The following is a 24,645-nucleotide window of genomic DNA, read 5'->3' as shown; positions in this document are numbered from 1 at the left end:
GCGGGCGCTGCTCGGCACCTAGACCGGCTGCTACATTGCAGGGAAACCGCATGTTCAAGGGGGAACGGCATGGAAGCTTTGCAATGGATACCAGCGATCTTGGCGGGAGCCGCGGCACTCTTTGTCATGGGATCGATCATTTGGGGGTTATTCGACGTTCTTGGTGACAAACGCCTTGACCAAGCAACGCGAACTGTGTGGGCGCTACTGATCTTCGCCCTGCCGCTCATTGGCATCTTGGCATGGCTTTACACCAAACCCCGGATCGCCGGCGGCAGTGACCACGTCCGCCCGAAAAAAACCCTTTAGGTGCACTTAGCCGCCGGGCGCTTACCCGCCGGGCGCCTGGCCCCCGCAAGCCGCGCCCCGCCGTCGTACGCCTCCCGGCGAGCCAACCGTCAGCTGCCCGCGATCTCCCGCAGCGTCTGCAAGTGCGCCGCCCACACCTCACGCCCGGAGGCAGTGAGGCTGGCCGAGGTCCGCGGCATCTTGCCCGCGAAGCTCTTCTTGATTTTCACGTACCCGGCCTTCTCCAGGATGGCCAGCTGCTTGCTCAATACGGAGTCGCTCACCTGGATGGCATCGCGGATGTCCTTGAAGTCCATCGACTCCGCCCCCGCCAAGGCAGCCATAATGGAGAACCGGACGGGTGAGTGGACGAGTTCGTTGAGCTTGTGGCGCGGGTGCTCCGCCGGGGTCGTCATGCGCGCAACTCACGGAAGGCGGCAGCCAGGCCGATGCCGGCCAAAGCAATCGCCGCAGGTATGTAGAACCAGAGATTGCCGTCGCGGAAGACAGACGCGCCCACGACGAGCGCCACCACGTACAGGGCAAAGTACGCCAAGAGGGACGTGAGGAAGCGTTTGCTGAACCCAGCCTTGGTCGAGCGCTGGAACATGGGCCAAATGCTGGCGGTCACGGCAGCCCAGGCGCCCACGGAGCAAGCCAGCAACGCGGCGCCATAGCCGGTGACCAGCACGATGTGCATGCCGATCATGAGCAAGGAACCCAGGATCGCGAGGCTGGTAAAGGTCACCGCGACCGGCCAAGCGGCGGCATTGGTGGACGTGGCGCTGATGGCCTCCGCCCGGGCCAGGAGTTCGCGGGCTTCGGCGGCGGATGGGCCGCTGATGTTTTCTGTCATTGTTCCCCCAAGAAGTTGGTCTTGTGCATTGAGCCTAAGAAAGTACTTTCCACAATGTCAAGTACTTTCCAACCGTCAACCGAAACGTGATTCACGTCAAGGGCGTGCCAGCGGAGGGTGGATATGCTTGTCCGCTGCGGTGAACAGCCCCGCGGGCGCGCCTCCAGTTGCGGCTCGAACCTTGCGACCGGTGTCATGAAGTTGCGGCATCATCTTGCGCGTGAAATTGCCTGCCGGCAGCGAGGTGTCCCATACGGCGTCGTAAACGGTACGGAGTTGAGTCATCGTAAAAGACTCCGGCAGAAGTCGCGAGGCAATAAGTGTGTACTCCATCTTGCCGCTGAGGCGGTCCAGACCATCGCGAAGGATCGCGGCATGGTCGAACGCCAGATCACCGTTGAGCGTCTCGTGGACCGGACACCATTCGGCGCCGGCGGCATCGGACCCCGCGGCGAGCGACGGAAGCGTTTGCCCATCGGTGGCAAGCAATACCAGATGTGCGATCGAGACGATCCTCATTCGCGGATCCCTGTCAGGCGCACTGTAGCTCGCGAGCTGTTCAACATAGGCTTCCGGCAACGGCAGCACCATGCCCGTCTCTTCGACCAACTCCCGCCAGGCCGCGTGGAGGGCATCCTCATCCGGATGAAGGAAGCCGCCAGGTAGCGCAAGGGCGTCCTTGAAGGGATGCTCACCGCGCCGAACGAGCGCAACATGCAGCGTGCCCTGCGCCACAGCCAACACAACCATGTCCACCGTTACAGCTGTAGCCGGGTAGTCCCCCGGCCTGTAAGACGTCAGGAATGTCCGTTCACTGCTCAAACCACCGCTCCCGTCAGTACTGTCCGCGTGGCCCACGGTGGGGAGGTAAACTCAGACCGCTGCTCCAGTATGAGGTCGATGATCCCGGTGGCTGTAGCCATCCTGCATTCATGGCTGCCGGTGACAAGAACCCAGGAGTGCCCTGCAGATGCCAGGGCATCCTTGAACCACTCGGTCATATCAGCCCGGATGTGCTCACCGTCGCGGAACCCGTCATCCTCAAAGTCAACGCCCTCATGGTCGGTCAGCAGGTAGAGGTCCCGCCGGGGAAGGTTCCCGGCTGCCTCGGCCGCGCCGAAACTGCCGACACCCATGTAACGGCGTTCCCACAACACTGTCGCCAGCGAATCCGTATCCGCAATGACCAGCGGGCACTGGGATGCAGCCGCGTTCTCCAGCTCATTCTGGCGCGTGGCGATATGGCTGAAATCATCAGCGGTCCACACCAAGTCCTCAACGCCTGAATCCGGGTTAAGGCTGCGGAGCTCGTCGAGTTTGTCATACGTCCGCAGGCGGCCATACTCGGGCACGTCCCCGATCGTAGGAAATTGGCTTCGATAGTGCTCCATCAGCGAGCGGGTCAGGGTTGTTGTGCCGGTCGATTCGGCACCCACAACGATGATCCGCGTAGCCAAACCCTGCCGCGCGGGTTCCACAATGTGCGGCCACGCTACGTTGAGGTCATCGCGGCACATGGTCCCGCTGACCGGGTACACGCGCCTTTCGGGGTCGACGACGACGTGCTGCGCCTTGAGTGCGTCGGCGAGCTGGTGGCCGTACATCTCGGAGGTGAAGACGGCGTCAATCTGTCCCACGCCCACGCCCTTCAAGGCCAGCCGCATCAGTTCAACGTGCGCCTTCCAGATCTCCTCCGACTGGTAATCCACCGGGCAATCGTCAGCCTGGAAAAGAACTTGAACGTTCGGGCAGGAGGCGAACTCCAAGGAAAGCCAGCGGGCACGGTCCTCCATGGGCAAGGATTCGAAACGGCTGCCCAGCACAATGACGAACAACCTCTCCGACTCCGCAGCTGCGACTTCGATCAGGTGCCTGTGGCCTGCGTGCGGAGGATAGAACTTTCCGATGACAAGTCCTGTGCCATAGGTGCTCATACCAACACAACCCCTTCAGATGCCTGCTCCTGGGCTTCGAGTCGGCGGACCCGCTTCCAGTCAACCAAGCCGTAAACGCAGAGCGCGAGGAAACCGATGTAAAGAATCGCGGTGAGTGTTAGCCCCTTCACGAAGTACAACGGGATTGAAACAACATCCACGACGATCCAGACGTACCACTGCTGGAGGATCTTCTTGGCCTGGCCCCACGTCGCGACGAGAGACGCCGCCAAGATAAAGGCGTCAGGCCACGGGACAGTTGAATTGGTTTCCACTGCCAGAACAATTCCTACCACCGCCGTTGCAGCTGCCGTGGCTCCAATTGCCCACACAGTCTCCCGGCGGCTGGCGTCACGAATGGGAAGGTCATCCTTCGCTGAAGTGTTGCGGTTGCCCCGCATCCAGTTGAACCAGCCATACGCGCCAACGACGCCGAAAATCACCTGTAGCACCGTGTCGCCATAGAGTCCGGCGCCCAGGAACAGGATCATGAAGGCGAGGTTGTTAACGATGCCAACAGGCCAGCTCCAGAGTTTCTGTCGGGCAACGCCGTATACGCAGGCAGCACCCGTGACGAACCCGATGACTTCAATCCAGCTAACAGGGCTACCGAAGAGGTTCGGAACAGCTGCGGAGTTCATCCAATCGAGCAGGGCATCCATGATCTTTCCCATCGTTATTATCAAGTTGATAATAACGATGCTACCCCAGATTTCAATGGACGCAAGCCGCGCCTTCCAGCATTCTGAACCACCCGACGTCGTACTCCTCCCCGACCGCCGACCCGACAGCAAGTGAGCCCGTCCGGTAAATTTGATTCCACGAGTTTGACCCTCGGTGAGCAACACCACTCGCGCGCCTCACGAAAGCAGGATCATATGACCGTCTCACCCCTCATCTGGGGCATCACCATCGTCGTCATTCTGGCGCTTTTGGCCTTTGACTACTTCTTCCACATCCGCAAAGCCCACGTCCCATCGCTCAAAGAAGCAGCCATCTGGTCCTCCATCTACGTGGGGCTGGCCGTCATCTTCGGCATCCTGGTATTGGTCTTCGGCGGAGCCCAGATGGGCTCCGAGTACTTCGCCGGATACATCACGGAGAAGGCACTCTCGGTCGACAACCTCTTCGTGTTCCTGATCATCATGGCGAGCTTCCGCGTGCCGCGCGAGGATCAGCAGAAAGTCCTCCTGTTCGGCATCGTGTTCTCGCTGATCGCCCGCACCGGCTTCATTTTCCTGGGCGCTGCGCTGATCAACTCGTTCGCCTGGGTGTTCTACATCTTCGGCCTGATCCTGCTGCTCACGGCCGGCAACCTGCTTAAGCCCGGCGACCACGGCGACGATCAAGCCAACAACTTCATCATCCGCCTGGCCAAGAAGTTCTTCCACACCACGGATAAGTACGACGGCGACAAGCTCTTCACCATGGTCAACGGCAAGCGTGCCCTGACTCCCATGCTGCTGGTGATGGTGGCGATCGGTGGCACCGACATTCTGTTCGCACTCGACTCCATCCCCGCGATCTTCGGCCTCACCCAGAACGTATTCATCGTCTTCACGGCCACGGCATTCTCACTGATGGGCCTGCGCCAGCTCTACTTCCTGATCGACGGCCTGCTGGACCGCCTCATCTACCTCTCCTACGGGCTTGCAGCCATCCTCGCGTTCATCGGCGTCAAGCTGATCCTGCACGCCCTTCACGAAAACAACCTGCCGTTCATCAACGACGGCGAGCACGTCAACGTCATCGAAATCACCACCGGCTTCTCCTTGTCGGTGATCATCGGAACCCTCGTCATCACGGTGGCGCTCTCCCTCCTGAGCCCGGCTGGCAAGGCACAGACGGCCATCAACAACGCCCGCCGCCATGCGGTGGACTACCTGGACCTGGACTACACGGCCGACGCCAACGAACGCAAACGCATCTACCGCGCCCTGACTGCCGAGGAAGCACAGATCGTGCAGATGCCCCTGAAGTACCGGAACAAGGCCAAGGACGTGGACAAGATCCGCGAGCAAGTGGCGGAGGCACACCGCCAGCACGAGGCCTTCCTCAACCGCTAACCGCACTATGGAACGGGACCTTGGCACACAGCCAGGGTCCCGTTTCGTTGTCCCCGCTAAGCAGCGGGCTTCCGCCACATCACAGCCAGCACCAGCACCACCGCGCTCAGCCCCAGCATCACAAGGACCATCAGCCCCCAATTGGCCTGGTTCACGCCCGAGCCGTAGAGCACACCGATCAGGACAGTCGCCGTAATGGCCCCGAGGTAGCGGCACGTCTGGAAGATTCCCGCAGCCACTCCCCTCTCCTCTGGCCGGGCGGAAACGTAGAGACCTTGGTTGGAGGCCGTGCTGACCATGCCATACGGAACGCCCATCAACGCGGTGAGGACAAACACCACCGGCACCCAGAGCGACACCGTGAGGAATCCCAACGCACCGGAGGCAAGGGTCAGGATCAACACCCCGGTGATCAACACAGAACGGACGCCGAACCGCTCAATAAACCGCACCGTCAGCGGCGTCACTACAACCGACAACGCCGCAAGGGGCAGCATCAGCAGCCCTACTACACCGGCGTCGTAATGGCCTGCTTCCTGCAGCAACTGCGGTAGTCCGAAGAACGCAAAGTAATACACGCCGCTGAAGACGATGAAGAGCAGGTAGACCAGCAGCAGCGGCCGGTTGCGTCCCAGCAGCCGAAGGTCAAGGAACGGTGGCCGGAACCTCAACTCGCGCCAGGCAAAGAGCGCGCCAATCACCGTAGCGGCACCCAGCAGATACCAGCGGTATCCCGGCAGTACGTTGAGCAGGGCCATCATGGCGAGCATGAGCGAGGTGACGAAGGCAAGAATGCCGGGGATGTCGGAATCCCGTATCAGCGTTCCCAGCGAACCGGTCTCCCGGCCCGAATCGGCAGGTGCCGTTTGCCGGACAACAAACAACGCGAGCAACGCGATGGGCACGTTGATCGCGAACAGCGCCTGCCACCCCACCAGGCTCACCAACAGGCCGCCCACCACGGGACCCACAGCAGCGGCCGAGGTGTTGGCCATCTGGATCCGGCCCAGCGGCCGGGTGGACGGCAAGTTCGCCAGCCGGCTTAGTTCGGTGACCATCACGACGGCGGACGGGTAGGCGGTGGCGGTCCCCACCGCCATGAGGGCACGGGCCACACAGACGAGCGCGAAGTTGGGCAGGAAGGGCGCGATCGCGCAGGTAACCGCGACCAAGGCCATGCCGAACATGAACAACCGGCGGGGCCCGAAACGGTCCGCGAGCCTGCCCATGAGCGGCTGGCCCGCCGCCGATGCCAGGTAGAACGAGGTGATTACCCAGGTGACCGTGGCGACGTCGAGCGCAAAATGCTCCCGAAGGACCACCAATGCCACAGCGATCATGGACGAGTTCAGCGGGTTCAGCGCCGTTCCAAGGCTCAGTGCTGCAATCGCGAGTCCGGGACGGGGTTTGTTGGCGGTCACCCAACCCAGTCTGCTCCATGGTTGCCTCGGGTTACCAAACGGGGGCCACAGGGCGGACTTTGGGGGCTGGGGGTTCACTCCTCGAAGTGCGTGGTGATCTTCCCCGAGGAAACGGCGGCGATGATGGACTTGGCCAAGTGCCGCAGCTTGATGTTCCGGTTGCTGGAAGCAGTCCGGAGGATGGTGAACGCCTCGTCTTGGCTGCAATGGTTCTGGGCCATGATCGCGCCGACCGCCAGGTCAATCACCGTACGCGACTGCATTGCCGCTGCCATGTCGTTCCGGGCGTCGCTGAGTTGGGCGATTTTCAGGGCGAGCCGGAGGGACTTGGATGCGTGCAGGGCAAAGACCTCGGCGCGCTCCACGTCCGTATCGCTGAAAGCCTTGACCTTCTCTGAGTAAAGGTTCAGGGCAGCGCGGGTGTCGCCTTCGACCATCAGCGGCACACTGAGGATCGAGCGCAGGCCCTGGTCTGAGGCAGCCCGGACATATTCGGGCCAGCGGTGCTCGCTCAGAAGGTCCTCAACCAGCACAGGCGTGAGTTTGTCCATGGCCGTAAGACAGGGACCGTCAAAAGTGCTCTGGAGTTGATCCATGACGCGTGCACGCTCGTCGCTGCTGGCAGCGGTTGCCGACTTCTTGCGGCGTAATACGGTAATGCCACTGAAGACGGGGCTCTCCGAGTGGGAGAGACTCTCGGCGGAGAAAGCTGCGAGGTCGCTGAGAAATGCCTCAACGTCTTCGCTACCCAGAACCAGATCCAAAAAGTATCCGTTCTGGAGAGCTTCCTGCTCGGGGAGGGGGTTGACCATGCACGTTCCTACTGACTGAAAAGCGTCCCCAGCAGACAGCAAAGGAGCGAAAAGGGCCGCCCTCTGCAAAACGGTCTGGCAATACCTTATCGCCCAACGATCACCGGTACAAAGTGCATCGCAAGACGACCTGACCTGCGGCAACACCCACACCCACATCCCGTTTTGTCAACCCCGGGAACGTTTACAGACGACACAATAAGTAAGTAGGCTTACTATGCAAGCGCGGCCCACCATACCGCGGCCCAACAATGAACCATTCATGCAAAGGAGTCATCAGATGGGCGTAGAAGACAGCATCCGCAAGGCCACTGAAAATGCCATGGAAGATCTGGCAGGCACTTCCGGTCCCGTGAAAAAGGACAATGTCCCGGAACCCGGCGAGAAGGACGACGACATTCAGGTCTACTCGTCCATCAGCGAAGGCTCCAACGCCATGGATGAGGACCTCCCTCCCAAGGAGGACCGCCCCACCGGGCGACGCCGCTCTGTCGGAGAACCCTACGGCGGACAGGACTCCACCAATCAGGGTGACGACGTCGGCACTCAGCGAGGCAGCCAAGACGCCACCGCGGCATCGGCTGCTTCAGGCGACGTTGCTGGTCCGGCGGGGCTTCCCAGCGGTGATCCCGACGACCTCCGGGCCGATCCGTCAGAGGGTGGCGGCGACCCCTCGACGAGCATGGGCCGGGGCTGATGGTCGCCGGCGGCGGGCCAATGGTCGGGAGCGCCACTCTGTAGGCTGTGGGGGTGCTCCCCCATCCGACCTCCCGATTGCTTTTTCGCGAGATGACGCCTGCGGATCTTGACGCCATGGCTTCGATGCTCGGCGACCCCAAGGTTATGACGTTCTACCCGGCACCCAAATCCCGCGACGAAGCAGCGGCTTGGATCGCCTGGAACCAGGGGAACTATGCCCGCCACGGATACGGGTTGTGGCTCGTCGAGACGCACGACGGCGAATTCGTGGGAGACTGCGGGCTAACGTGGCAGAACGTCAATGACCGGTTGGAGCTGGAGGTCGGATATCACGTACGCGTGGAGCTTCAGGGTCGCGGATATGCCACGGAAGCGGCTTTGGCCTGCCTGGAGTACGCCCGGGACGTGGTGGGCGTCAGCCTGCTAGTTGCGATCATCCACCCCGACAACATGGCTTCGCGGTGCGTAGCAGAGCATCTGGGGATGAGGCACCTGGAGGATGACCTTGAAGGTTCCACGGTGCGGACGGTGATGGGCGTGGAGTTAGGTTCGTCCATCTAGCGCACCTGTTATGCCAACCGGGCGTCCGTGTCGGGGTCTCTTCGTTCGTCCAGCATCCCCGCGATTTTGCCTTCCAATGCGGCAACCGTCGCCTCGGGCAGGACGATCAATCCATCGAGTTCCTTCCGGGCCCGCTTGTACGCCGTTTGACGTTCGGCCGGGGTGGCGGCTGTGTCCTCGGCGATGCGCAGCAGCTTCCGTGCCGTCGCCAGCCGTTGCCGCTCGGGGCCTGAGAAGTTCCCGTCCTTGATACGCCGGGCTTCCCGCTCGGCAACGTCGAATGCCAGTTCGTAGCTGTGGACTGCCGCGCGGTACTCGGCGAGCCGGGCCGGCGTCGAAATTTCTTCCGGCACTCCGGGACGCAAGCCGTCGGCTTCCTTCTTGGCGCGCAGGAAAGCGACGGTCAGTGGCTCACGAACGTCTGTCATGAGGGGGAAATCGATGAGGTTCCCGACGTCGAGCTCGTAGTCCAGCCACCTGTGATTCACGGAATCGTGCGCGGCCATCAGGGAAACCACCTCAGCCTGGTTCGCTTCCTCGTGAACGGCCAACTGGTTTCGCAGCTTCAACAGTTCCACCTTGCGGCGATGCCGCTCTTCGCTGGCTTTGGACCATGACCTGGCCCATCCGCCGGCCATCCCGCCGATGGGAAAGATGAGCCACCAGTAACTGCCAAGGAAGTCGAAGAGGGGTTCCACTGCTCCATCCTCCCACCGCCGCTGACTACCCCTCAACAGTCCCATTTCAAGGAGCGCCACCCGCCAGCGGCCTAACGGCATTGGGCACCGCAGAAGCATTAGACTTTCTTGCCCTAACGCCTATAAAACATTAGTTCCACTTGTTGAGTGGATATGCTCCTTCCAACCCTCAACACCCTATGGAAGGACACACCTTGCCGACTACGAATGGCCACAACGACGTGGCATCCACCCCGGGCCCGAATGTCGTGGTGGCAGGATCCACGAGCGCCGCCGGGCAGGCGGTTGTCGCCGCGCTTCTCGCTGCAGGCGCCCGCGTTGCCGCCGTCGACCTCGACGCCGCCCGCCTGGAAGAGCTCGCCCGGAACCACGACGGCGTCCTCCCCTACACGTGCAACCTGGCGAACCTTGAGTCGGTGGAGAAGCTGGCGGCCGCAGTTCGAAGCGACCTGGGACCAGTGGACGGCCTCATCCACCTGGTCGGCGGTTGGCGCGGAGGCGACGGAATCACGGGTCAGAAGGATGACGATTGGGACGTCCTGCACACCAGCATCATGACCACGCTCCGGAACACCTCCCGCGTCTTCTACCCGGATTTGGAGGCATCACCGCGGGGTCGCTTGGCTATTGTTTCCGCCACGGCAGCAGCGAACCCGACCGCCGGTGGTGCGAGCTACTCGGCCATCAAGGCTGCCTCCGAAGCTTGGGTCCTCGGCGTCGCGGACGGCTTCAAAGCAGCACAGTCAGACCACAAGACTGAGCCCAAGGAACAGACCTCGGCCGCGGTGGTTTTCGTTGTGAAAGCCCTCTTGGACGACGCCATGAAGGAGGCCGCCCCGCACCGCAAGTTCCCCGGCTACACGCACGTCAAGGAACTTGCCGAACACATCGCCGCGCTCTTCGACGCCCAGGCTTCCCACCTGAACGGTACCCGTCAGCACCTTGCCTAAGTCCCGGCGTCGTACCCGGTCGCTAGCATGTCCGTATGGACCAGCGACTGCACTTCATCACGTTCGCCACGCCTGATCTCGACCGGGCCCGAGCCTTTTACAAGGACGGGCTCGGTTGGGACCCGCTAATGGACGTGCCCGGCGAAATCCTCTTCTTCCAGGTTGCGCCGGGTTTGATGCTCGGCCTGTTCGACGCCGAAAAGTTCGACCAGGATCTGGCCAGCGGCAGGCAAACCGTTGGTGTCAGCGGCGTGACACTCTCGCACAACGTCGGCAGCGCAGCAGAGGTTTCCAACACTATCGACGCACTTGTGGTTGCCGGCGCCACGCTGGTCAAACCCGCACAGCCAGGCGCTTTCGGCGGCATCTTCCACGGGCACGTCAAGGATCCCAACGGCATCGTCTGGGAGATCGCGCACAACCCGGGCTGGCAGATCGACGAGGACGGTACGGTGGTTTTCGCATGAGCGCCTCCACGCAGGACGTCACCCACGAGGACATCCGGACGCAATTCGAGGCGTTCCTGGATGAGCACCGCCGGGCCTTGGAAGCATGTTTGGACGGACTCACCGAAGAACAAGCACGACGGCGGCTGGTCCCCTCGCGTACGACGCTTCTGGGCCTCGTGAAGCACGCGACTTTCGTGGAAAAAGTGTGGTTCGATGAAGCCATAACCTGCAGGTCTCGGGCCGAGATTGGCATCCCGGCCACACCGGATGAGTCCTTCATCCTCGGTGACTACGACACGATCGCCAGCATCCGAGCGGACTACTCGGCCGCCTGCGAAGCTTCGCGGAAGGCTACGTCCGGCCTTGAGCTGGACGATCTTCTCCACGGCAACCGCCGCGGACCGCTGCCCCTTCGCTGGGTCTATCTGCACATGCTGCGTGAACTGGCCCAGCATTGCGGGCACGCGGATATCTTGCGGGAACAGATCACAGAAGATTGAGGGGGCTGCCACGTTTTGACGACCTAGGAACCCTTCACCGCTGCGATGAAGTCTTCCAGGGTACCCTCAAACTTTGTTCCCTCAGCGTCGAAAGGTGTGACCCTTCCGTTGATGACTTCAAAGCGCCCTGACGGTCCACCGATTACATAAAATAGGCCAGGCTCCGGCTCTTTGAGGAACAGGACGGCATTTTCAGAAATCTTGAACAACGGGTCGTCTGAGATCTGATGAAGAACCCCGTCAACAGACCCGCCAGTCTGTCGCACGGTTATGCGGGTTCCCTCTTTCAGGGTGCCCGCGGGATCATTGATTACTTCGTCAACGGTGAACTCAAAATCCGTGATAGGGACAGTTTTGATTTTGGATTCGTCTATGATTCGCGTGAAGCTTCCCTCGACAGCCAGTGCGCTGTGCGCTTTTAGATCAGTCAAATTGTCGTAACTCTCCGCCCAACTGGCGTCCATGCCTACGGTATTGGCGGAGCTACTGGAATTAGCCGCATCGGGCGAACCTGCGCATCCCGAGAGACCCGCGGTAGTTACCAGGGCGATTATCGTTGAAGCCACATGTGGAGCGCAGTCGCGAGCGTTCTGCACCCAGTTGAATCTTGGCCTGCGAATCCAAGGCTCCCTGCTCATAGCTCCCCCTCAGTTGCCCAGAGGACCCCCATTGCACCCCCTGCTCTTTCTGTGGGCCCGCCCGCTGGAACGTGACGCAGATCTCTTCAGGAGCGACGAGTGTGGTTGGTTGGTTGGGCACACCGGCAACACGGGAAATTGCGACAGCTCCTGCACCCGAACTCGTGGGAAGACTGCCAACACCCCCGCAAAAAACCAGCGATCTCGCTGCTTTCCAGCGATTTGGCGGAACTCCGCGGAGCCTCCTCGCGGAGCAACCACCGAAATCCGTTGACACGTGACCAAACAGTCACCTATTCTGAAGCCATGGACGCCGTGTTCAAGGCTCTGGCAGACCCCACTCGCAGGGAACTCCTGGATGAGTTGTTCCTTAAGGACGGCCAGTCAGCCACCGCCCTCGGAGCCAGGTTCGAGATGACCCGTTTCGGCATCGCAAAGCACCTCAAGCTGCTGGAAGATGCAGGACTGGTGGTGGTCCGGCGTCGTGGGCGTGAAAAGCTGCACTTCCTGAACCCGGTCCCCATCCGCCTCATCCACGACCGTTGGGTGAGCAAATACGCAGAACCATGGACCGCTGCCCTCAGCGACCTCAAATCCAGATTGGAAAGTCCCATGGAAAAGATCTTCGAAATTTACATCAAGACCACGCCGGAACTGCTCTGGGAAGCCATCACCAACAGCGAGATCCGGAGCAAGTACCAGTTCGGCAACACGTTGACCTCCGACTGGACGCCGGGCAGCCGCTTCGAAATGCGCAACCCCAAGGCGGACGCTCTGCTGGGCGAGGGCGAGAACATCGAGGTCGATCCCCCACGCCGGCTGGTCCAGACCATGACCGCTTTGTGGGGCGAGGACGTGAAGGCCGAAGGGACGTCCCGGATCACATGGGAGATCGAGCCGGTGGGAGATTCCTGCCATCTCACCGTGACCCACGACCAGCTCCGTGAAGGCGCCAACGACCAGCTCTACGGCGGTTGGCCCATGATCCTCTCGGGCTTGAAGACCTGGCTCGAAACCGGCGAGAAGCTCACGACGCCGGGCTCACTTATGTACGCCTAACCCAAGTAGGGGACAGATAACGTCGCTCCCGAGTGCCAGAGCAACGTTATCTGTCCCCTAGTTGGGTGGGGGAGGGTTAGGCGACGGGCGCGGCCATCTGGTCTTCGCTAAGCCACCCCGCCTGCATGGTACCCAGCAGGTGCGGCGCAAATTCTTCCCCAATGGAGAGCACGACCCGGCACCGCGCGCCACGCTGATCCGGGAAGCCAACGTACTGACCACGGAGGTCGCATACCGTCTGGCCGCGGCCCGGGCCATCAGTGGTGTCCACCTTCACGCGAACCTTCGGGGCCACATCCAGCTCCACTCCCCTGACGGCAATGGCTGCCGCGAGGGGGTCGTGCATCGCCGAGCATGCACGGCCAAAGATATCCACGTAGAAGCCGAAGTAGTACCCCAGCATTTCGCCCAGCGCCTGTGAAACGGGGTGCTCGTTTGCCAGCAGTTCCTGGCGGTGGGATTCCTCCAGGACGTTGGTCATGGTGACATCGAGCGGCACCAGGGTGATATCCCAGTCGGCCGCGAGGACCTCCGCCGCGGCCTCGGGATCATTGGCAATGTTGGCCTCCGCAACGGGTGTGATGTTCCCGGGCGCCAGCGCCGCCCCGCCCATGATGGTCACCTCGGCGATGAGTTCCGGCAGCTTCGGTTCCAGCCGCAAGGCCTGGGCGATGTTGGTCAGCGGGCCGATGGCCACCAAACGCAGCTCGCCGGCATGCTGATGTGCCAGCTGGACAAGGAGTTCCGCGGCTGTGGCTTCCAAGGGTTCACGGTCGGATGGAGCCAGGTCGACGCCGCCGATCCCGTTGTCGCCGTGAACATGCGGGGCACCGCCGTGGAAAGCGCCCACCTGGGGATCGTGGGCGCCCACTGCGACGGGGATGTCCGGATGCCCGGCCAACTTCAGCAGGTCCAGGGTGTTCCGGGCACCCCCGGCCGCGCTGACGTTGCCACTCACGGTGCCGATGCCCACGAGTTCGGCCCTCGGGGAGGCCAGGAGGTAGGCAAGGGCAAGGGCGTCATCGATGCCGGTATCGCAGTCGAGGAAGAAGGGGGCAGGCTGTGTCATGGTCTCTCGTTTCAGGTGGAGCGGCGGTGAGGGTAAGGGTGAGGTGCGCGCGAAACCGGCGGACCGGCGTCGTGCTTTAGATCTTTTCGCCCTTCGGCGCGGCGATGAACAGGCTCACGATGAACGCGACGGCGGTGATCGACACCGAAATCCAGAGGGCAGCGGAGTACCCGGCTGCGGTCCCCTGGCCGGCGAACGGCGCAACCACCACGACGCCGAGACTCGCCCCGATGCCGAAGGAGGCACCGTTGATTCCCGGCAGGGCGGCGGGTGCTTCCTTGGGCGAGAGCAGCACGGACAGTCCGTTAATGGCGGTAAGGAAGAAGCCGTTGTAGAAGATGCCCAGTGCGGCAATGGCGATGAGCACCGCGATCTGGTTGTTGGCGAACAAAGCCGCGACCATGGCACAGGCAAGGCTGCTGGCGGTACCGACACGTACGGTCTTGATCCAGCCGCGGCGGTCGGCGATCCAACCTGCCAACGGAGCGGCGAAGACTCCGATCAGCGCGGCCGGCGTAAGGAACAGCAGCGCCGCCACCGAGGCCGGCAGGCCGAAACCGTTCACCTTGTCCTGGCTGAGGAGCACCACGGTGAAGTTTATGATGGCGAAGATTCCGGCGAGGGTCAGCACGGTGGTCGCGATGACCGGCCAAACCTGGCGGGAGCGGAGGTGGTGCACGGCTACCAAGGGAGTTTCGCGCTTCTTTTCGATGAGCCAGAAAGCAGTGAAGGATGCGATGCTGCCGGCGAGCAGACCGAGGGCCGACGGTGAGGTCCAGCCGGCGGAGGATCCCGTGGACACGAAGTAGGTAACGAAGACCAGGAACACGGACAGCGAACCCGCTCCCCACCAGTCCATGCGGCCCGGAGCCGCCGCCGACTTACCGCCCGGCACCACTTTGATGACGCAGACGACGGCGATCGCGGCCAGTACCAGCACGGCGACGAAGATCGACTGGAATCCCAAGGCCTCGGCCATGAGTCCGCCGAAGTAGCCATCCACGCCGCCGACGCCTCCATTGATGGCTGCGATGATCCCGATGGACGTACCGAAGAGCCGCGCCGGAAGGTACTCATTCAGCACAATGTAGGACAGCGCAAAGATGGCACTGGAGACACCCTGCATGAAGCGGCCGGTGACCAGCAGTGGCAGCGTCGGGGCGAAAATGCAGAGCACTGTTCCGGCTCCCATGATCACCAATACCAGGAGCAGCGCATTGCGGCGCCCGATGAAGTCGCTCCAGCGGCCGATCACAGGCCCTGAGATGGCGCCGGCCAGGAAGAACATCGACTGCACCTGGGCGACGGCTTCCGGGGTTTCACCAAAGAAGGAACCGATGTGCGGGAGTGCAGGCGTGATCATGCTGGCGTTGAGCTGGAATGCCAGCACAGCCAGCACCAGCGTCGAGATGAGCGTGGCTGCGGCCTTGCCATGGATCCGGCCTTCATCCGTAGTGGTGCTGGTGTCTTCCGGGGATGGGGCCTGCGGGCCTGCAGTTTGCTGGCCGGTGGGGATGTTCACATCAAACTCCTTTGTCCGGGGGCGCAGGGCGGCGCCACGAGATGTGAGTTGTTATACAAGCATGTATTACGAGCTTGTGCAACCTGTCACACTCTTCGGGTACAGTGTCGGTAACCCATTCCAAGTGAGGCACCCTTGACCGACAACGCCGTCCAGTTCCTGTCCCGACCTATCGCAACCCAGCCGGGTCAGCCCCTTCGCGTCGCCGCGTACTCCCGCATCGCCGAAGCCATCAGGACCAAGATCCTGCCGCCGGGTTCCCTGCTCCCCACGGAGACCGAACTCGGCACCATGATGGACGTCAGCCGCACCGTGATCCGGGAAGCGCTGATGCTGCTGGAAGAAGACGGGCTCACCCGGGCACGCCGGGGTGTTGGCAGGTTCGTGGCCGATTCGCTCCCCCGCATTGGCATTGAACACATCCGGCCCTTCGACCAGCTCCTCGGTGGTCCCGACCAGGACATCCAGGTCAAACGCGTCGCCGCCATCAAGCAACCGGCCTCCGAATTCGTGGCGCCGGGTATCGGCGTCGAACCCGACAAGGACGTGTGGTTCTGGGAAAGCGTGCTCATTCGCGACGGCGAACCCGTGGCACACCTGCAGGAAAACGTCGCCCAGGACATCCCCGAGGCGTCAGCCCTTCAAGAAGCCGCCGAAGCACCCACCCTTTCGGCAGCTACGCTCCTTGAGGTTCTCAGCGGACTGCCGGGCTCGCCCTTGGGTCCGGGTGAGTGCGAAATCAGCCTCAGCACCGCTGGCCCCAGCCGCGCCAAGCTGCTCGGATTGCGTCCGTCCGATCCCGTTCTGGTCCTCACCCAGTACGTCCGGCGGAAGGGCTCACCGTTCTACCTGGCTAAATGCCTCGTTGCCGCCAAGGCCGGACACCTCTCCGTCATCCAGTCCTCCTGAAGCTCACCCCCAGCTGACCCACCACAAAGGATTTCCCATGAGCAACACCGTTCATTCTGCCGCGCCCGCTTCGCCGTCGAGCCTCACGGTCGTGGGCAGCATCAACCTCGACATCACGGCCACAGCCAGCCGCCTCCCCTCCCCCGGTGAAACGGTGGGTGGCGCCGTCCTCCGCCAGCAGCCCGGCGGCAAAGGCGCCAACCAAGCCGTTGCCGCGGCCCGACTCGCGGGCAGCTCGCGCATGGTGGGGGCCGTAGGCCAGGACGACGCCGGGCGGTCACTTCTGGACGCAATGGCCGCCGCCGGCGTCGACATCAGCAGCGTCGCACGGGTGGACGAGGCAACCGGGACGGCGCTGGTACTGGTGGACAGCGACGGCGAAAACCAGATCGTGGTGTGCCCGGGTGCCAACGCCGCGGTGTCGCTGGACGGTGTCACGTTCGAGGAGCACGAGGCCGTTCTGTGCCAGCTGGAGGTGGACCAGCACGTGGTGCTGGAAGCAGCACGGGCCAGCAAGGGCTTCTTCGCGCTGAACGCAGCCCCCGCCGCGCCGATCATTCCGGAACTGCTGGAACGCTGCGACCTGGTGATCGTGAACGAGACGGAATACGAACTCATCCCGGCACTGAAGAGCGCTCCGCTGGTGGCCGTGACGTACGGTGGCGAGGGTTCGGCGATCTTCGTGGACGGCGAACGGGTGGCAGAAGCCCCCGCAGTCCGCGTCACGGACATCGCCAACACCATTGGGGCCGGCGATGCCTTCTGCGCAGCCTTGGTACTGGCCTTGCAAGGTGGACTTGAGCGCGTACACGCCCTGGCTGTAGCGAACGCCGTTGGCGCAGATGCGGTCCGCGACTCTTCGTCCCAGCCGGCACTTCGGGCACTTGAGCACTACATCGAGGCGACGCGGCCTTCCCTCGCGGCGGGTTCGGCCGCCACCAGGTAGTCGGCCCAGCGTTTCAGGGCAACTTCCACCGGCGGGTGGTGCAATCCGGACGCCTCCGCCAAGGCGAGCGCCGCCGTCGTCGGATAGCGGTCCTCAGACAAGAACGTCAACGTTTCCGGATCTGCTCCGGTGAGTTTGGCGGGCAGTTTCCTCAGCAGGCCGCTGGGGATCCTCAGCCGCGGAACCTTGACGTTGAGGTGCTGCCCGAGCATTGCCAGAAGCTGTGGAAGCGGCGGCGTGGCCTCATCGAGCACCCAGTACGAGGCGTTTTCGGCCTCGGGCCTGGTGGGAATCAGCGCCATAAAGGAGGCCAAATAGTCGGCGGTGACCACCGGGAGGAACGTGCGGTCGTTTCCGGGCAGCGCCGGCAGCTGCCCATGGAAAAGGTCCAAGACGGTGGTGGCGAGGCCCACTACCTGCCCGGATTCGCCGTTGACGGAGTCCCCAATGACCGTAGCCGGGTTGACCATGGTGAACGGTATGCCCAGGGACGCCGCTGTAGCTTGCACGACGGCGTCGGCTTCCACTTTCGACCCCTCATACGCGCCTAAACGATGGTAGAGCTTGGCGCGACGGGATTCGCTCCACGGCACCCCGGACGGGTCCTGGCCACCCACCCGGTAACCCGAAAGGTGCACCAGCCTGGTCAACGCCGGAAGTTTCGCGGCGAAGCGGACCACACCCTCTGCACTGCTGACGTTCGCGGCGTAGGCCGTTTCGGCGGTCATGCCAAAGGCGAACGCCCCTGCGAGGTTGTGGACTTCGGTCACCGTACTGAAGACGCTCGACGCCGGATCCTGGCCCAGGTTTTCGCGGCTGAAGTCAACCAGGACGTGCGTCAGGCTTCCGTCCGCGCCGTGTTCCGCCAGCCAATCGGCCAACGTTTGGAAGGAACGCTCGGTTCGCACGGCAGCCGTCACGGTCACGTCCTGCATCAGGAGTTCACGGACCAGCCATTTTCCAATATGGCCAGTGGCTCCGAATACCAAAGCATGGCGGGAGCTCATGCGCTTGCCTCCTTGTGGATCGCATTCATCAGCACTTTGAGCGTGCTGGCGGCAGCGTCCAACGGCTGGGTTGATTTGTGGGCACGGGACAGAATGAGGGAGCCCTCCACCAGGCTGATCATGGACGTCGCCAGAGGATGCGCTTGATCCGTTCCAAGCCTAAACGTTGAAAGATAGCTGGACACTGCGTTGATCCAGGCGTCATAGACCTGGCTGCAGGCCTCCCGAAGTGATTCGTTCTCCGAGGCCGCGTCCAAGGCAACGGATGAGACCGGACACCCGGCCTGATAGTCGCTGCTCTCGAGGATGCCCTTGAGTTCACCAACGAGCGTGTCCACGACATCTTCCGGCGATGAGGATGACGCGGTTGCCTCACCGACCAGTTGGCCGAATTGTTCGCCGGCCAATTCAACAGCAGCAATTCCGAGTTGGGTTTTTCCTTCGGGGAAATGGAAGTACAAGGAGCCTTTCGGAGCCCCGGATTGCGACAACACGGTGTTCAGCCCGGTCCCGTGGTAGCCGTTCAGCTGGATGAGGGCGAGCATGGACTCAACCAAACGCTGCCGGGTCGCGAGTCCTTTGGGGTAGGAGGAAGGCATATGAACAAAATAGACCAGTCTATATATTTCTGTCAAAAGTCCGCCGCCAACCTTCAGTGCTACGATTGCTACGGAGGTCCGACATGACAACTATTCCGCACCGCGAGCTGCGCAATCAGAGCAGCAAGATCCTTGAACGCGTCAGAAATGGCGAGGTCATCGACGTCACGAACAATGGCGAGGTTGCAGCTACGCTCATTCCGCCCTCCGCGTCCCCGTTTGAACGTCTGCTGCAGGCCGGTAGCGTTCGCCCGGCGTCAGGCTCACCCGTGGACTTCCGGTTCCTGCCCCGCGTCGAAAGCGATATGACCACTGCCGCGATACTGGCCGACCTCCGCGGCGATCGGTGATCGTCTACGCGGACACCTCCGCCATCTTGAAGCTCGTTGTGCAGGAGCAGGAATCCGAGACCCTGGCCGCGCACCTCTACGATGCGACAGTTTCCGGAGGACACCTCGTTGCCTCAATGCTTTTGTACACCGAACTTCACTGCGCAGCACGCCGCCGCAAGCTTCCCTTTGACCTGGTCAACGATGTCCTTGCGGGCATCAACCTGCTGGATGTCACGCGCTCGGATCTGATGTATGCCTCCGCGCTGCCCCGGCAACTCCGCAGTGCCGACGCCATCCATCTGGCGACCGCCATCAGACTCCAGGCGGACTCCCTGGTGGCCTACGATGAAGAGCTGCTCCTGGCTGCGAAGGAATCCGGACTCATGACAGTCTCACCCGGGGCCCGAAGTCTCGCCGGGGCCTAGCCGACGATCCGGAATCCTGTGAAGCCTCCGGCACCTTCGGAGATGTCGATGTCAACGTTTTCGACGCGACCCGGTGCCTGGGAAGACTGAAGCCACCTAGCCATGCGGTCAACGTCGCCTGCGGATCCCTCGGCCACCAGCTCCACCGAGCCATCAGTGTTGTTGCGGACGGTGCCCGCCAAGCCCAATTCGTCGGCCTTCCGGGCCGTCCAATAGCGGAATCCCACCCCTTGGACGACGCCAGTGACACGTGCAGTGAGTCGCTTCCCCGCAGAGTTCATGGACTAACCTTAACCAACGCTGCCCTTGCCCGTCCCCTCCCCCGCATAACGGAGTAAGTGACGAACAAGGGCAGCGCTGCGCCACGTAAAAAGTGGGGCCAACGAAATCAGCTCACCACGATGTCCCGCGTGGCGTGGCTGTACGTGATGGTGACGGGTCCGCCGTCGTGGTTCAACTCGTGGTTCGCACCGTCACGGGCGCCAAACGCGCCATAGTTCTCGTCCCACGAGCGGTTCAGCGCGATCTTGTAGGTGTAGAAACCGGCCGGCAGTTCGGCGGTGAGTGTCCACACCTGCGCCAAGGGGCTGAAGGTCATCTGCGCCTCGTCATACTGCGGTGCCCAATCCTCGGGAGCGCCGAGGATTTTGTTGAAGTCACCGGCAATCGCGACGGTGTCCGGCTGCGGCACGGTCTCGACGGCGGTGGTTGCCGCTGCCTTGGCGGGAGCCTTCCGGCTGGCAGGCTTCTTCGTGGCGGCAGCGGCCTTCGGAGCCGATACCTTGGCTGCGGCTGCCTTGGGCTCCGCCACCTCGCTGGCCGCGACCTTCGGCGCCGTTTCCTTCTTCGCGGCGGCACGCCTGGGAGCGGCTACGCGCTTGGCCTTGGCCTTCGCGGGCGGGGCAGTCGGAACCGGAACGTCGGCAGGTACCGGTGTTCCGGCGTCGAGCGCTGCGGCGAAAGCTGCAACATCCGCGAACGCGACGGTCGCGCGAAGGCCGTCTTCGGGGATGGTCCAGCCCGAACGTCCCTTGACCAGCCAGCCTGCCTTGACCAGCTTGGCCGAGGCAGTGGTGAGGGTCTTGTGGCCGCGCGGGATGCCGCCGCTGAGCAGCTCGGCCTCGTGGTCGTTGAAAGGAACGCGTACAGTCGCTTCGGCCAGCACTTCGCCGGCGTTCAGCGTTGTCCCGGACCATACGCCCTCTGCGAGGATGTCCAGGACGGCCTTCAGACGAAGGTTGGTGTTCTCGGCGGTGTTCGCGCCCATGCTTCTCCTTCTACGGGGGATATTCCCTTGCAGTTTGCCAATGAATTGTTAATTCCCGCGACTGCAGCAGGTAAACACCGTGTGTCGTGACTGAGTGTGACATCACAAGCGGCGCAAGTGATGTACGGGTATCGGCTGCAGCGGTTCAGGCGCCCGTCACCGATGTTTTGACCCATTCGGTCACCTCGTCCAGGAGCTCTGCTTTTCGTGCGTCCGAAGCAAAGGACGAGCGGATGGAGTTGGCCGCGAGCGTAGCCTGCTCGGGCACCGAGAACTTCAGGACCTCCACGAGGCGCTCATAGTTATCGTCCACATACCCTCCAAAGTAGGCGGGGTCGTCGGAATTGACGCAGACGTTCAGGCCAATGGCCAGCATCTCCGGCAGCGGGTGGTCCTCCAGCTTGTCCACGGCGCGCAGCCGGACGTTGGACAACGGGCATACAGTCAGCGGCACCTGCTCGGCGACCAGCCGCTGCACCACGTCGGTGTCCTCCATGCACCGGATGCCGTGATCGATCCGCTCAACGTGCAGCAGATCCAGCGCCTCCGTGATGTAAGACGCGGGCCCTTCCTCGCCGGCGTGGGCGATCCTTCGAAGCCCGGCCTCGCCGGCACGCTGGTACAGGCGCTCGAATTTCGACGGCGGGTTGCCCACCTCGGCTGAGTCCAGGCCGATGCCCGCGATGGGAGCATGCATGGCAAGGAGCTGTTCCAGCACCTCAAGGGCAGACTCCTCGGACATGTCCCGCAGGAACGCGGCAATCAGGAGGGTGGAGACACCAAAGTCCTCCTCAGAGGTTGCCAGGGCGTTGGCCACTCCGTTGACGCAGGTCTCCAAGGCCACACCCCGCGAAATGTGGGCTTGGGGATCCATCATGATCTCCGCGTGCCTGACTCCCCCGGCGGCTGCCCTCTCCAGATAGGCACGGGTCATGTCGGTGAAATCCTGCTCGGTCTGCAGGACAGCCATGTTGGCGTAGTAGAGGTCCAGGAAAGATTGCAGATCCGAGAATTCGTACTTCCCGCGCAGTTCTTCAATATCTTCGTATGGCAGTTCAATGCCGTTGCGTTCGGCCAGGGCAAAGATCAGCTCTGGCTGGAGTGTCCCTTCAATGTGCAGGTGCAGTTCGGCAACCGGGGGTGCCGTGGTGGTTGTTTTCTCGCCAATAGTTTCCACCCGATAACTCTAGGCCCGAACACGGGCACGTGTCCCGGAGCACTCAACTTGGTTCTCACGCCCGGCACCCTCAGACTGAAAGGATGCAGACTTTCCTCCCCTTTGCCGATTTCCGTGAGAGCGCCGCGGCACTCGACACTTCAAGGCTCGGCAAACAGCGCGTCGAAGCCCTCCAGGTCCTCCGCGCGTTGGTGATCCCGGAGTATGGTTGGCAGTCCCACCCGGCCGTCCGTATGTGGATGGGGCACGTTCCGGCCCTCACCCTCTACGGCTTGGCCATGGCCGACGAATGGATGGAACGGGGCCACCCGGACAACACGCGCAGCAACATCGCGGAGTTCGCTCCGCAGGCGGCCCACCCGGACTACGCCTCCAGGATCATCATGCCGCCGTGGTTGGGACACGAGGACCTGCACATCAGCCACCGTTCCAAGCTGATCGGCAAGGATCCCAAGCACTACGCACAACTCTTCCCGGGCACCGAGGAGAAGCTGGAATACGTGTGGCCCGAGCCCAACCACGAATTCCACCCGGAGGATCCCGAAGAGGACCGCCTGTTCATCCTGCGCTCCGCCGTTGGGGACCTTCGGCCCGAAGAGCTGACCACCGTGAGCATGCCACCACACGGCAAGGCACGTTCGGCTGCTCCTTCGGCCGATGAGGAATACCAGTTCGTTTACGCCGAGGAGAAGTCGCGGCGGCAGGTGGGCGGAGCCAAGAAGCGTCCCGTCAAACCGCAGGAAAAGAAGCCCACCCGCAAGCGCCAGGCACAGGAGAAGGCGTTCAGCACCCTCCCGGGCAAGACGGAGATCGCGGTCCCGTTCGACGGCGGCAGCACCTTCGCCGTCGGGTTGATCCATGGCCGTCCCATCACGGTCGATGGCCGGTTCGCCCGCAACTTCGAGGTCACCAACGTCATCAAGCGCTCTGATTTCGACTATCCCGCGCTGCTGCAGGATCCCCGGGTGTTCTTCCCGGTCCCCGCACCGGCGCTGTAGCGGAGCGTTCCACCAACACAGGGAGGGCCATGGATTTCCAGCACATCATCGAGGCCGTTGGCAGGTACATGGACGCTGCGGGCGTGGCCGTCATGGTGATTGGAGCGCTGGTCTCCATTCCCATGGCCCTCCGTGGCTACCAACCCGAACGCGCCCGGGGACTGGAACCGTTCACGCCGTACCGTGCCTACCGACAATTGCTGGGACGCTCCATCTTGCTGGGTTTGGAGCTCCTGGTGGCTGCCGACATCATTCGCACCGTCGCCGTAACGCCCACCTTCGAGAGCGTTGGCGTCCTGGCGATCATCGTGCTCATCCGGACCTTCCTCAGCTTTTCGCTGGAGCTGGAGATCACCGGGCGCTGGCCCTGGCAGAAGGAAAAAGCCTCCAGCACCAGTGAACCGCTACGATCGGATCCATGACGCAGCCGTGGGTACCGGACATTCTTGGCGAGGGTTTCGAGCAACAGACTTTGGAGCTCGACGGCGGCGCTGTCGCCACCTTGGTGAGATACCTTGGCACCGGCCCGGAATGGCCCATCGCCTCTGAAGGCCTTGGCCTGGACGCCGACGTCCTGTACGTTCACGGCTGGTCCGACTACTTCTTTCAACGCCACCTCGCCGAGTTCTGGCACCGGGCAGGCGCACGGTTCCACGCCCTGGACCTGCACAACTATGGCCGCAGCCTCAGGCCGGGCCTGGTCCCGGGCTTCGTGACCAACCTCGCCGAATACGACGCCGATATCGCCGCAGCTTTGGAGGCCATGAGCCGCTCCGGGACCCAGGACCGGCCGCTCATCCTCCTCGGCCACTCCACCGGCGGCCTCACCCTGAGCCTGTGGGCTTCCCGTCACCCCGGGGTGGCATCCGCACTGATCCTCAACAGCCCGTGGTTGGAGTTCCAAGCCACCGAACTCGGACGCCGAGCCATTGCACCGCTGGTGGGATTGCACGCCAAGCTCCATCCCTTGGCACCGCTGCCTCCCGTGGATCCGGGTATCTACACGCGGGCAGTCTCGGCGGCCCTGGACGGTGAATGGGACTACAACCTCGATTGGCGTCCCGATCGCGGATTCCCACTCACGCCCGCCTTCCTGGACGCAGTATTCCGCGGACAGGCCACGGTCGCCGCAGGCCTGGGCATCGACGTGCCAGTGCTTGTGATGCTTTCGGACAAGAGCTACCTGCAGCCGAAGTGGTCCGCCGATGCCCTCACCGCAGACGTAGCCCTCAATGTGGACGCTGTGGCACACCGATCGTTGTCCCTGGCGGACACCGTCACAGTGAGCCGGCTGCCCAACGCCTTCCACGACATCTTCCTGTCCCCGGAACCCATCAGGAAGGAAGCGTTCGAGCGGATAGGACGTTGGCTGCCCAGAAGCAACGCGGGGTCACTTATGGCCCAAAATCCACCCCTGGATGGGCCATAAGTGACCCCGCGTTGCTTCTAGTACGGCGGGGTTC

General features: G+C 62.6%; 31 protein-coding genes. 15 read left to right on the top strand and 16 right to left on the bottom strand.

Annotated features, from left to right (window positions below):
• Positions 1-69: 69 nt before the first annotated feature.
• A complete protein-coding gene (locus tag N5P29_RS05850; protein ID WP_262277699.1) occupies positions 70-309 on the top strand; it encodes a PLD nuclease N-terminal domain-containing protein in 240 nt (79 codons plus the stop codon).
• An 89-nt stretch (positions 310-398) separates the two neighbouring features.
• On the opposite strand, the gene N5P29_RS05845 is transcribed toward N5P29_RS05850, so the two are convergent.
• From N5P29_RS05845 to pnuC, 5 genes are all read right to left on the bottom strand, one after another.
• A complete protein-coding gene (locus tag N5P29_RS05845; protein WP_262277698.1) occupies positions 399-704 on the bottom strand; it encodes a winged helix-turn-helix domain-containing protein in 306 nt (101 codons plus the stop codon).
• On the bottom strand, positions 701-1,144 hold the full coding sequence (locus N5P29_RS05840) for a hypothetical protein (protein WP_262277697.1): 444 nt from the start codon (positions 1,142-1,144) through the stop codon (positions 701-703). Before N5P29_RS05840 ends, N5P29_RS05845 begins: the two co-directional genes overlap by 4 nt.
• Positions 1,145-1,240: 96 nt before the next feature.
• Positions 1,241-1,894: an NUDIX hydrolase gene (locus N5P29_RS05835; RefSeq protein ID WP_262278513.1), complete on the bottom strand. Its 654-nt coding sequence runs from the start codon at positions 1,892-1,894 to the stop codon at positions 1,241-1,243.
• A gap of 68 nt (positions 1,895-1,962) precedes the next feature.
• A complete protein-coding gene (locus N5P29_RS05830) occupies positions 1,963-3,078 on the bottom strand; it encodes an AAA family ATPase (protein ID WP_262277696.1) in 1,116 nt (371 codons plus the stop codon).
• Positions 3,075-3,752, bottom strand: coding sequence for a nicotinamide riboside transporter PnuC (pnuC, locus tag N5P29_RS05825; RefSeq protein ID WP_262277695.1), 678 nt, complete (start codon positions 3,750-3,752; stop codon positions 3,075-3,077). Before pnuC ends, N5P29_RS05830 begins: the two co-directional genes overlap by 4 nt.
• A 204-nt stretch (positions 3,753-3,956) precedes the next feature.
• On the opposite strand from pnuC, the gene N5P29_RS05820 reads away from it, so the two are divergent.
• Entirely contained in the window at positions 3,957-5,144 is a 1,188-nt protein-coding gene (locus N5P29_RS05820; RefSeq protein WP_262277694.1) for a TerC family protein, read from the top strand.
• 56 nt (positions 5,145-5,200) lie between these two features.
• Here the strand turns inward: N5P29_RS05820 and N5P29_RS05815 are convergent, their stop codons facing one another.
• Together N5P29_RS05815 and N5P29_RS05810 are read right to left on the bottom strand one after the other, a co-directional pair.
• On the bottom strand, positions 5,201-6,565 hold the full coding sequence (locus tag N5P29_RS05815; RefSeq protein WP_262277693.1) for an MFS transporter: 1,365 nt from the start codon (positions 6,563-6,565) through the stop codon (positions 5,201-5,203).
• 74 nt (positions 6,566-6,639) lie between these two features.
• Positions 6,640-7,377 carry an ANTAR domain-containing response regulator gene (locus N5P29_RS05810; RefSeq protein ID WP_262277692.1) on the bottom strand — a complete coding sequence of 246 codons (738 nt, stop codon included), beginning with the start codon at positions 7,375-7,377 and terminating at the stop codon, positions 6,640-6,642.
• A gap of 280 nt (positions 7,378-7,657) precedes the next feature.
• Between N5P29_RS05810 and N5P29_RS05805 the strand changes: the two genes are divergently transcribed.
• The gene (locus tag N5P29_RS05805; protein ID WP_262277691.1) at positions 7,658-8,074 is read left to right on the top strand and encodes a hypothetical protein; all 417 of its coding nucleotides are present in this window, start codon (positions 7,658-7,660) and stop codon (positions 8,072-8,074) included.
• Positions 8,075-8,127: 53 nt separating this feature from the next.
• The gene (locus N5P29_RS05800; protein ID WP_262277690.1) at positions 8,128-8,637 is read left to right on the top strand and encodes a GNAT family N-acetyltransferase; all 510 of its coding nucleotides are present in this window, start codon (positions 8,128-8,130) and stop codon (positions 8,635-8,637) included.
• An 8-nt stretch (positions 8,638-8,645) separates the two neighbouring features.
• Here N5P29_RS05800 and N5P29_RS05795 read toward each other — a convergent pair whose 3' ends face one another.
• Positions 8,646-9,335, bottom strand: a complete 690-nt coding sequence (locus N5P29_RS05795) for a hypothetical protein (RefSeq protein WP_262277689.1) — start codon at positions 9,333-9,335, stop codon at positions 8,646-8,648.
• 140 nt (positions 9,336-9,475) lie between these two features.
• On the opposite strand from N5P29_RS05795, the gene N5P29_RS05790 reads away from it, so the two are divergent.
• The 3 genes from N5P29_RS05790 to N5P29_RS05780 are packed head-to-tail and all read left to right on the top strand — an operon-like array spanning position 9,476 to position 11,234.
• Complete coding sequence (locus N5P29_RS05790; protein ID WP_262277688.1) at positions 9,476-10,285, top strand: SDR family oxidoreductase; 810 nt, start codon at positions 9,476-9,478, stop codon at positions 10,283-10,285.
• A gap of 35 nt (positions 10,286-10,320) precedes the next feature.
• Positions 10,321-10,752 carry a VOC family protein gene (locus N5P29_RS05785; RefSeq protein ID WP_262277687.1) on the top strand — a complete coding sequence of 144 codons (432 nt, stop codon included), beginning with the start codon at positions 10,321-10,323 and terminating at the stop codon, positions 10,750-10,752.
• A complete protein-coding gene (locus tag N5P29_RS05780; protein ID WP_262277686.1) occupies positions 10,749-11,234 on the top strand; it encodes a DinB family protein in 486 nt (161 codons plus the stop codon). Before N5P29_RS05785 ends, N5P29_RS05780 begins: the two co-directional genes overlap by 4 nt.
• A gap of 23 nt (positions 11,235-11,257) precedes the next feature.
• On the opposite strand, the gene N5P29_RS05775 is transcribed toward N5P29_RS05780, so the two are convergent.
• Complete coding sequence (locus N5P29_RS05775; RefSeq protein WP_262277685.1) at positions 11,258-11,698, bottom strand: hypothetical protein; 441 nt, start codon at positions 11,696-11,698, stop codon at positions 11,258-11,260.
• A 480-nt stretch (positions 11,699-12,178) separates the two neighbouring features.
• On the opposite strand from N5P29_RS05775, the gene N5P29_RS05770 reads away from it, so the two are divergent.
• Entirely contained in the window at positions 12,179-12,931 is a 753-nt protein-coding gene (locus N5P29_RS05770; RefSeq protein ID WP_262277684.1) for an ArsR/SmtB family transcription factor, read from the top strand.
• Between the two features lie 76 nt (positions 12,932-13,007).
• Here N5P29_RS05770 and N5P29_RS05765 read toward each other — a convergent pair whose 3' ends face one another.
• Both N5P29_RS05765 and N5P29_RS05760 read right to left on the bottom strand, forming a co-directional pair.
• The gene (locus N5P29_RS05765; RefSeq protein ID WP_262277683.1) at positions 13,008-14,000 is read right to left on the bottom strand and encodes a nucleoside hydrolase; all 993 of its coding nucleotides are present in this window, start codon (positions 13,998-14,000) and stop codon (positions 13,008-13,010) included.
• A 76-nt stretch (positions 14,001-14,076) separates the two neighbouring features.
• A complete protein-coding gene (locus tag N5P29_RS05760) occupies positions 14,077-15,522 on the bottom strand; it encodes an MFS transporter (RefSeq protein WP_262277682.1) in 1,446 nt (481 codons plus the stop codon).
• A gap of 135 nt (positions 15,523-15,657) precedes the next feature.
• On the opposite strand from N5P29_RS05760, the gene N5P29_RS05755 reads away from it, so the two are divergent.
• Entirely contained in the window at positions 15,658-16,431 is a 774-nt protein-coding gene (locus tag N5P29_RS05755) for a GntR family transcriptional regulator (protein ID WP_262277681.1), read from the top strand.
• Between the two features lie 37 nt (positions 16,432-16,468).
• Positions 16,469-17,377, top strand: coding sequence for a ribokinase (locus N5P29_RS05750; RefSeq protein WP_262277680.1), 909 nt, complete (start codon positions 16,469-16,471; stop codon positions 17,375-17,377).
• Here the strand turns inward: N5P29_RS05750 and N5P29_RS05745 are convergent.
• Entirely contained in the window at positions 17,323-18,384 is a 1,062-nt protein-coding gene (locus tag N5P29_RS05745) for an SDR family oxidoreductase (protein WP_262277679.1), read from the bottom strand. The genes N5P29_RS05750 and N5P29_RS05745 overlap by 55 nt on opposite strands.
• Complete coding sequence (locus N5P29_RS05740) at positions 18,381-18,983, bottom strand: TetR/AcrR family transcriptional regulator (RefSeq protein WP_262277678.1); 603 nt, start codon at positions 18,981-18,983, stop codon at positions 18,381-18,383. Before N5P29_RS05740 ends, N5P29_RS05745 begins: the two co-directional genes overlap by 4 nt.
• 83 nt (positions 18,984-19,066) lie before the next feature.
• Here N5P29_RS05740 and N5P29_RS05735 point away from each other — a divergent pair, with 83 nt between their 5' ends.
• Entirely contained in the window at positions 19,067-19,333 is a 267-nt protein-coding gene (locus N5P29_RS05735; RefSeq protein ID WP_144662461.1) for a type II toxin-antitoxin system Phd/YefM family antitoxin, read from the top strand.
• Positions 19,330-19,740: a type II toxin-antitoxin system VapC family toxin gene (locus N5P29_RS05730; RefSeq protein WP_262277677.1), complete on the top strand. Its 411-nt coding sequence runs from the start codon at positions 19,330-19,332 to the stop codon at positions 19,738-19,740. The genes N5P29_RS05735 and N5P29_RS05730 overlap by 4 nt, the downstream gene beginning before the upstream one ends.
• On the opposite strand, the gene N5P29_RS05725 is transcribed toward N5P29_RS05730, so the two are convergent.
• The 3 genes from N5P29_RS05725 to N5P29_RS05715 all read right to left on the bottom strand — a co-directional run bounded on the left by N5P29_RS05725 (position 19,737) and on the right by N5P29_RS05715 (position 22,184).
• Positions 19,737-20,021 (bottom strand): acylphosphatase, encoded by a 285-nt coding sequence (locus N5P29_RS05725; protein WP_262277676.1) that lies wholly within the window; start codon positions 20,019-20,021, stop codon positions 19,737-19,739. The genes N5P29_RS05730 and N5P29_RS05725 overlap by 4 nt on opposite strands.
• 107 nt (positions 20,022-20,128) lie before the next feature.
• A complete protein-coding gene (locus N5P29_RS05720; protein WP_262277675.1) occupies positions 20,129-21,007 on the bottom strand; it encodes a pullulanase X25 domain-containing protein in 879 nt (292 codons plus the stop codon).
• A gap of 145 nt (positions 21,008-21,152) precedes the next feature.
• Positions 21,153-22,184, bottom strand: a complete 1,032-nt coding sequence (locus tag N5P29_RS05715; protein ID WP_262277674.1) for an adenosine deaminase — start codon at positions 22,182-22,184, stop codon at positions 21,153-21,155.
• A gap of 83 nt (positions 22,185-22,267) precedes the next feature.
• Between N5P29_RS05715 and N5P29_RS05710 the strand changes: the two genes are divergently transcribed.
• The 3 genes from N5P29_RS05710 to N5P29_RS05700 are packed head-to-tail and all read left to right on the top strand — an operon-like array spanning position 22,268 to position 24,611.
• Positions 22,268-23,182 (top strand): MSMEG_6728 family protein, encoded by a 915-nt coding sequence (locus N5P29_RS05710; protein WP_262277673.1) that lies wholly within the window; start codon positions 22,268-22,270, stop codon positions 23,180-23,182.
• A 29-nt stretch (positions 23,183-23,211) separates the two neighbouring features.
• Positions 23,212-23,604, top strand: a complete 393-nt coding sequence (locus tag N5P29_RS05705) for a DUF1622 domain-containing protein (RefSeq protein WP_262277672.1) — start codon at positions 23,212-23,214, stop codon at positions 23,602-23,604.
• Complete coding sequence (locus N5P29_RS05700; RefSeq protein WP_262277671.1) at positions 23,601-24,611, top strand: alpha/beta hydrolase; 1,011 nt, start codon at positions 23,601-23,603, stop codon at positions 24,609-24,611. The genes N5P29_RS05705 and N5P29_RS05700 overlap by 4 nt, the downstream gene beginning before the upstream one ends.
• The last annotated feature ends 34 nt before the right edge of the window (positions 24,612-24,645 follow it).

This window comes from Paenarthrobacter sp. JL.01a, assembly GCF_025452095.1.
GTDB lineage: Bacteria > Actinomycetota > Actinomycetes > Actinomycetales > Micrococcaceae > Arthrobacter.
The sequence above is the reverse complement of the archived record's forward strand: the minus strand, read 5'-3'. Positions and strand labels throughout refer to the sequence as shown.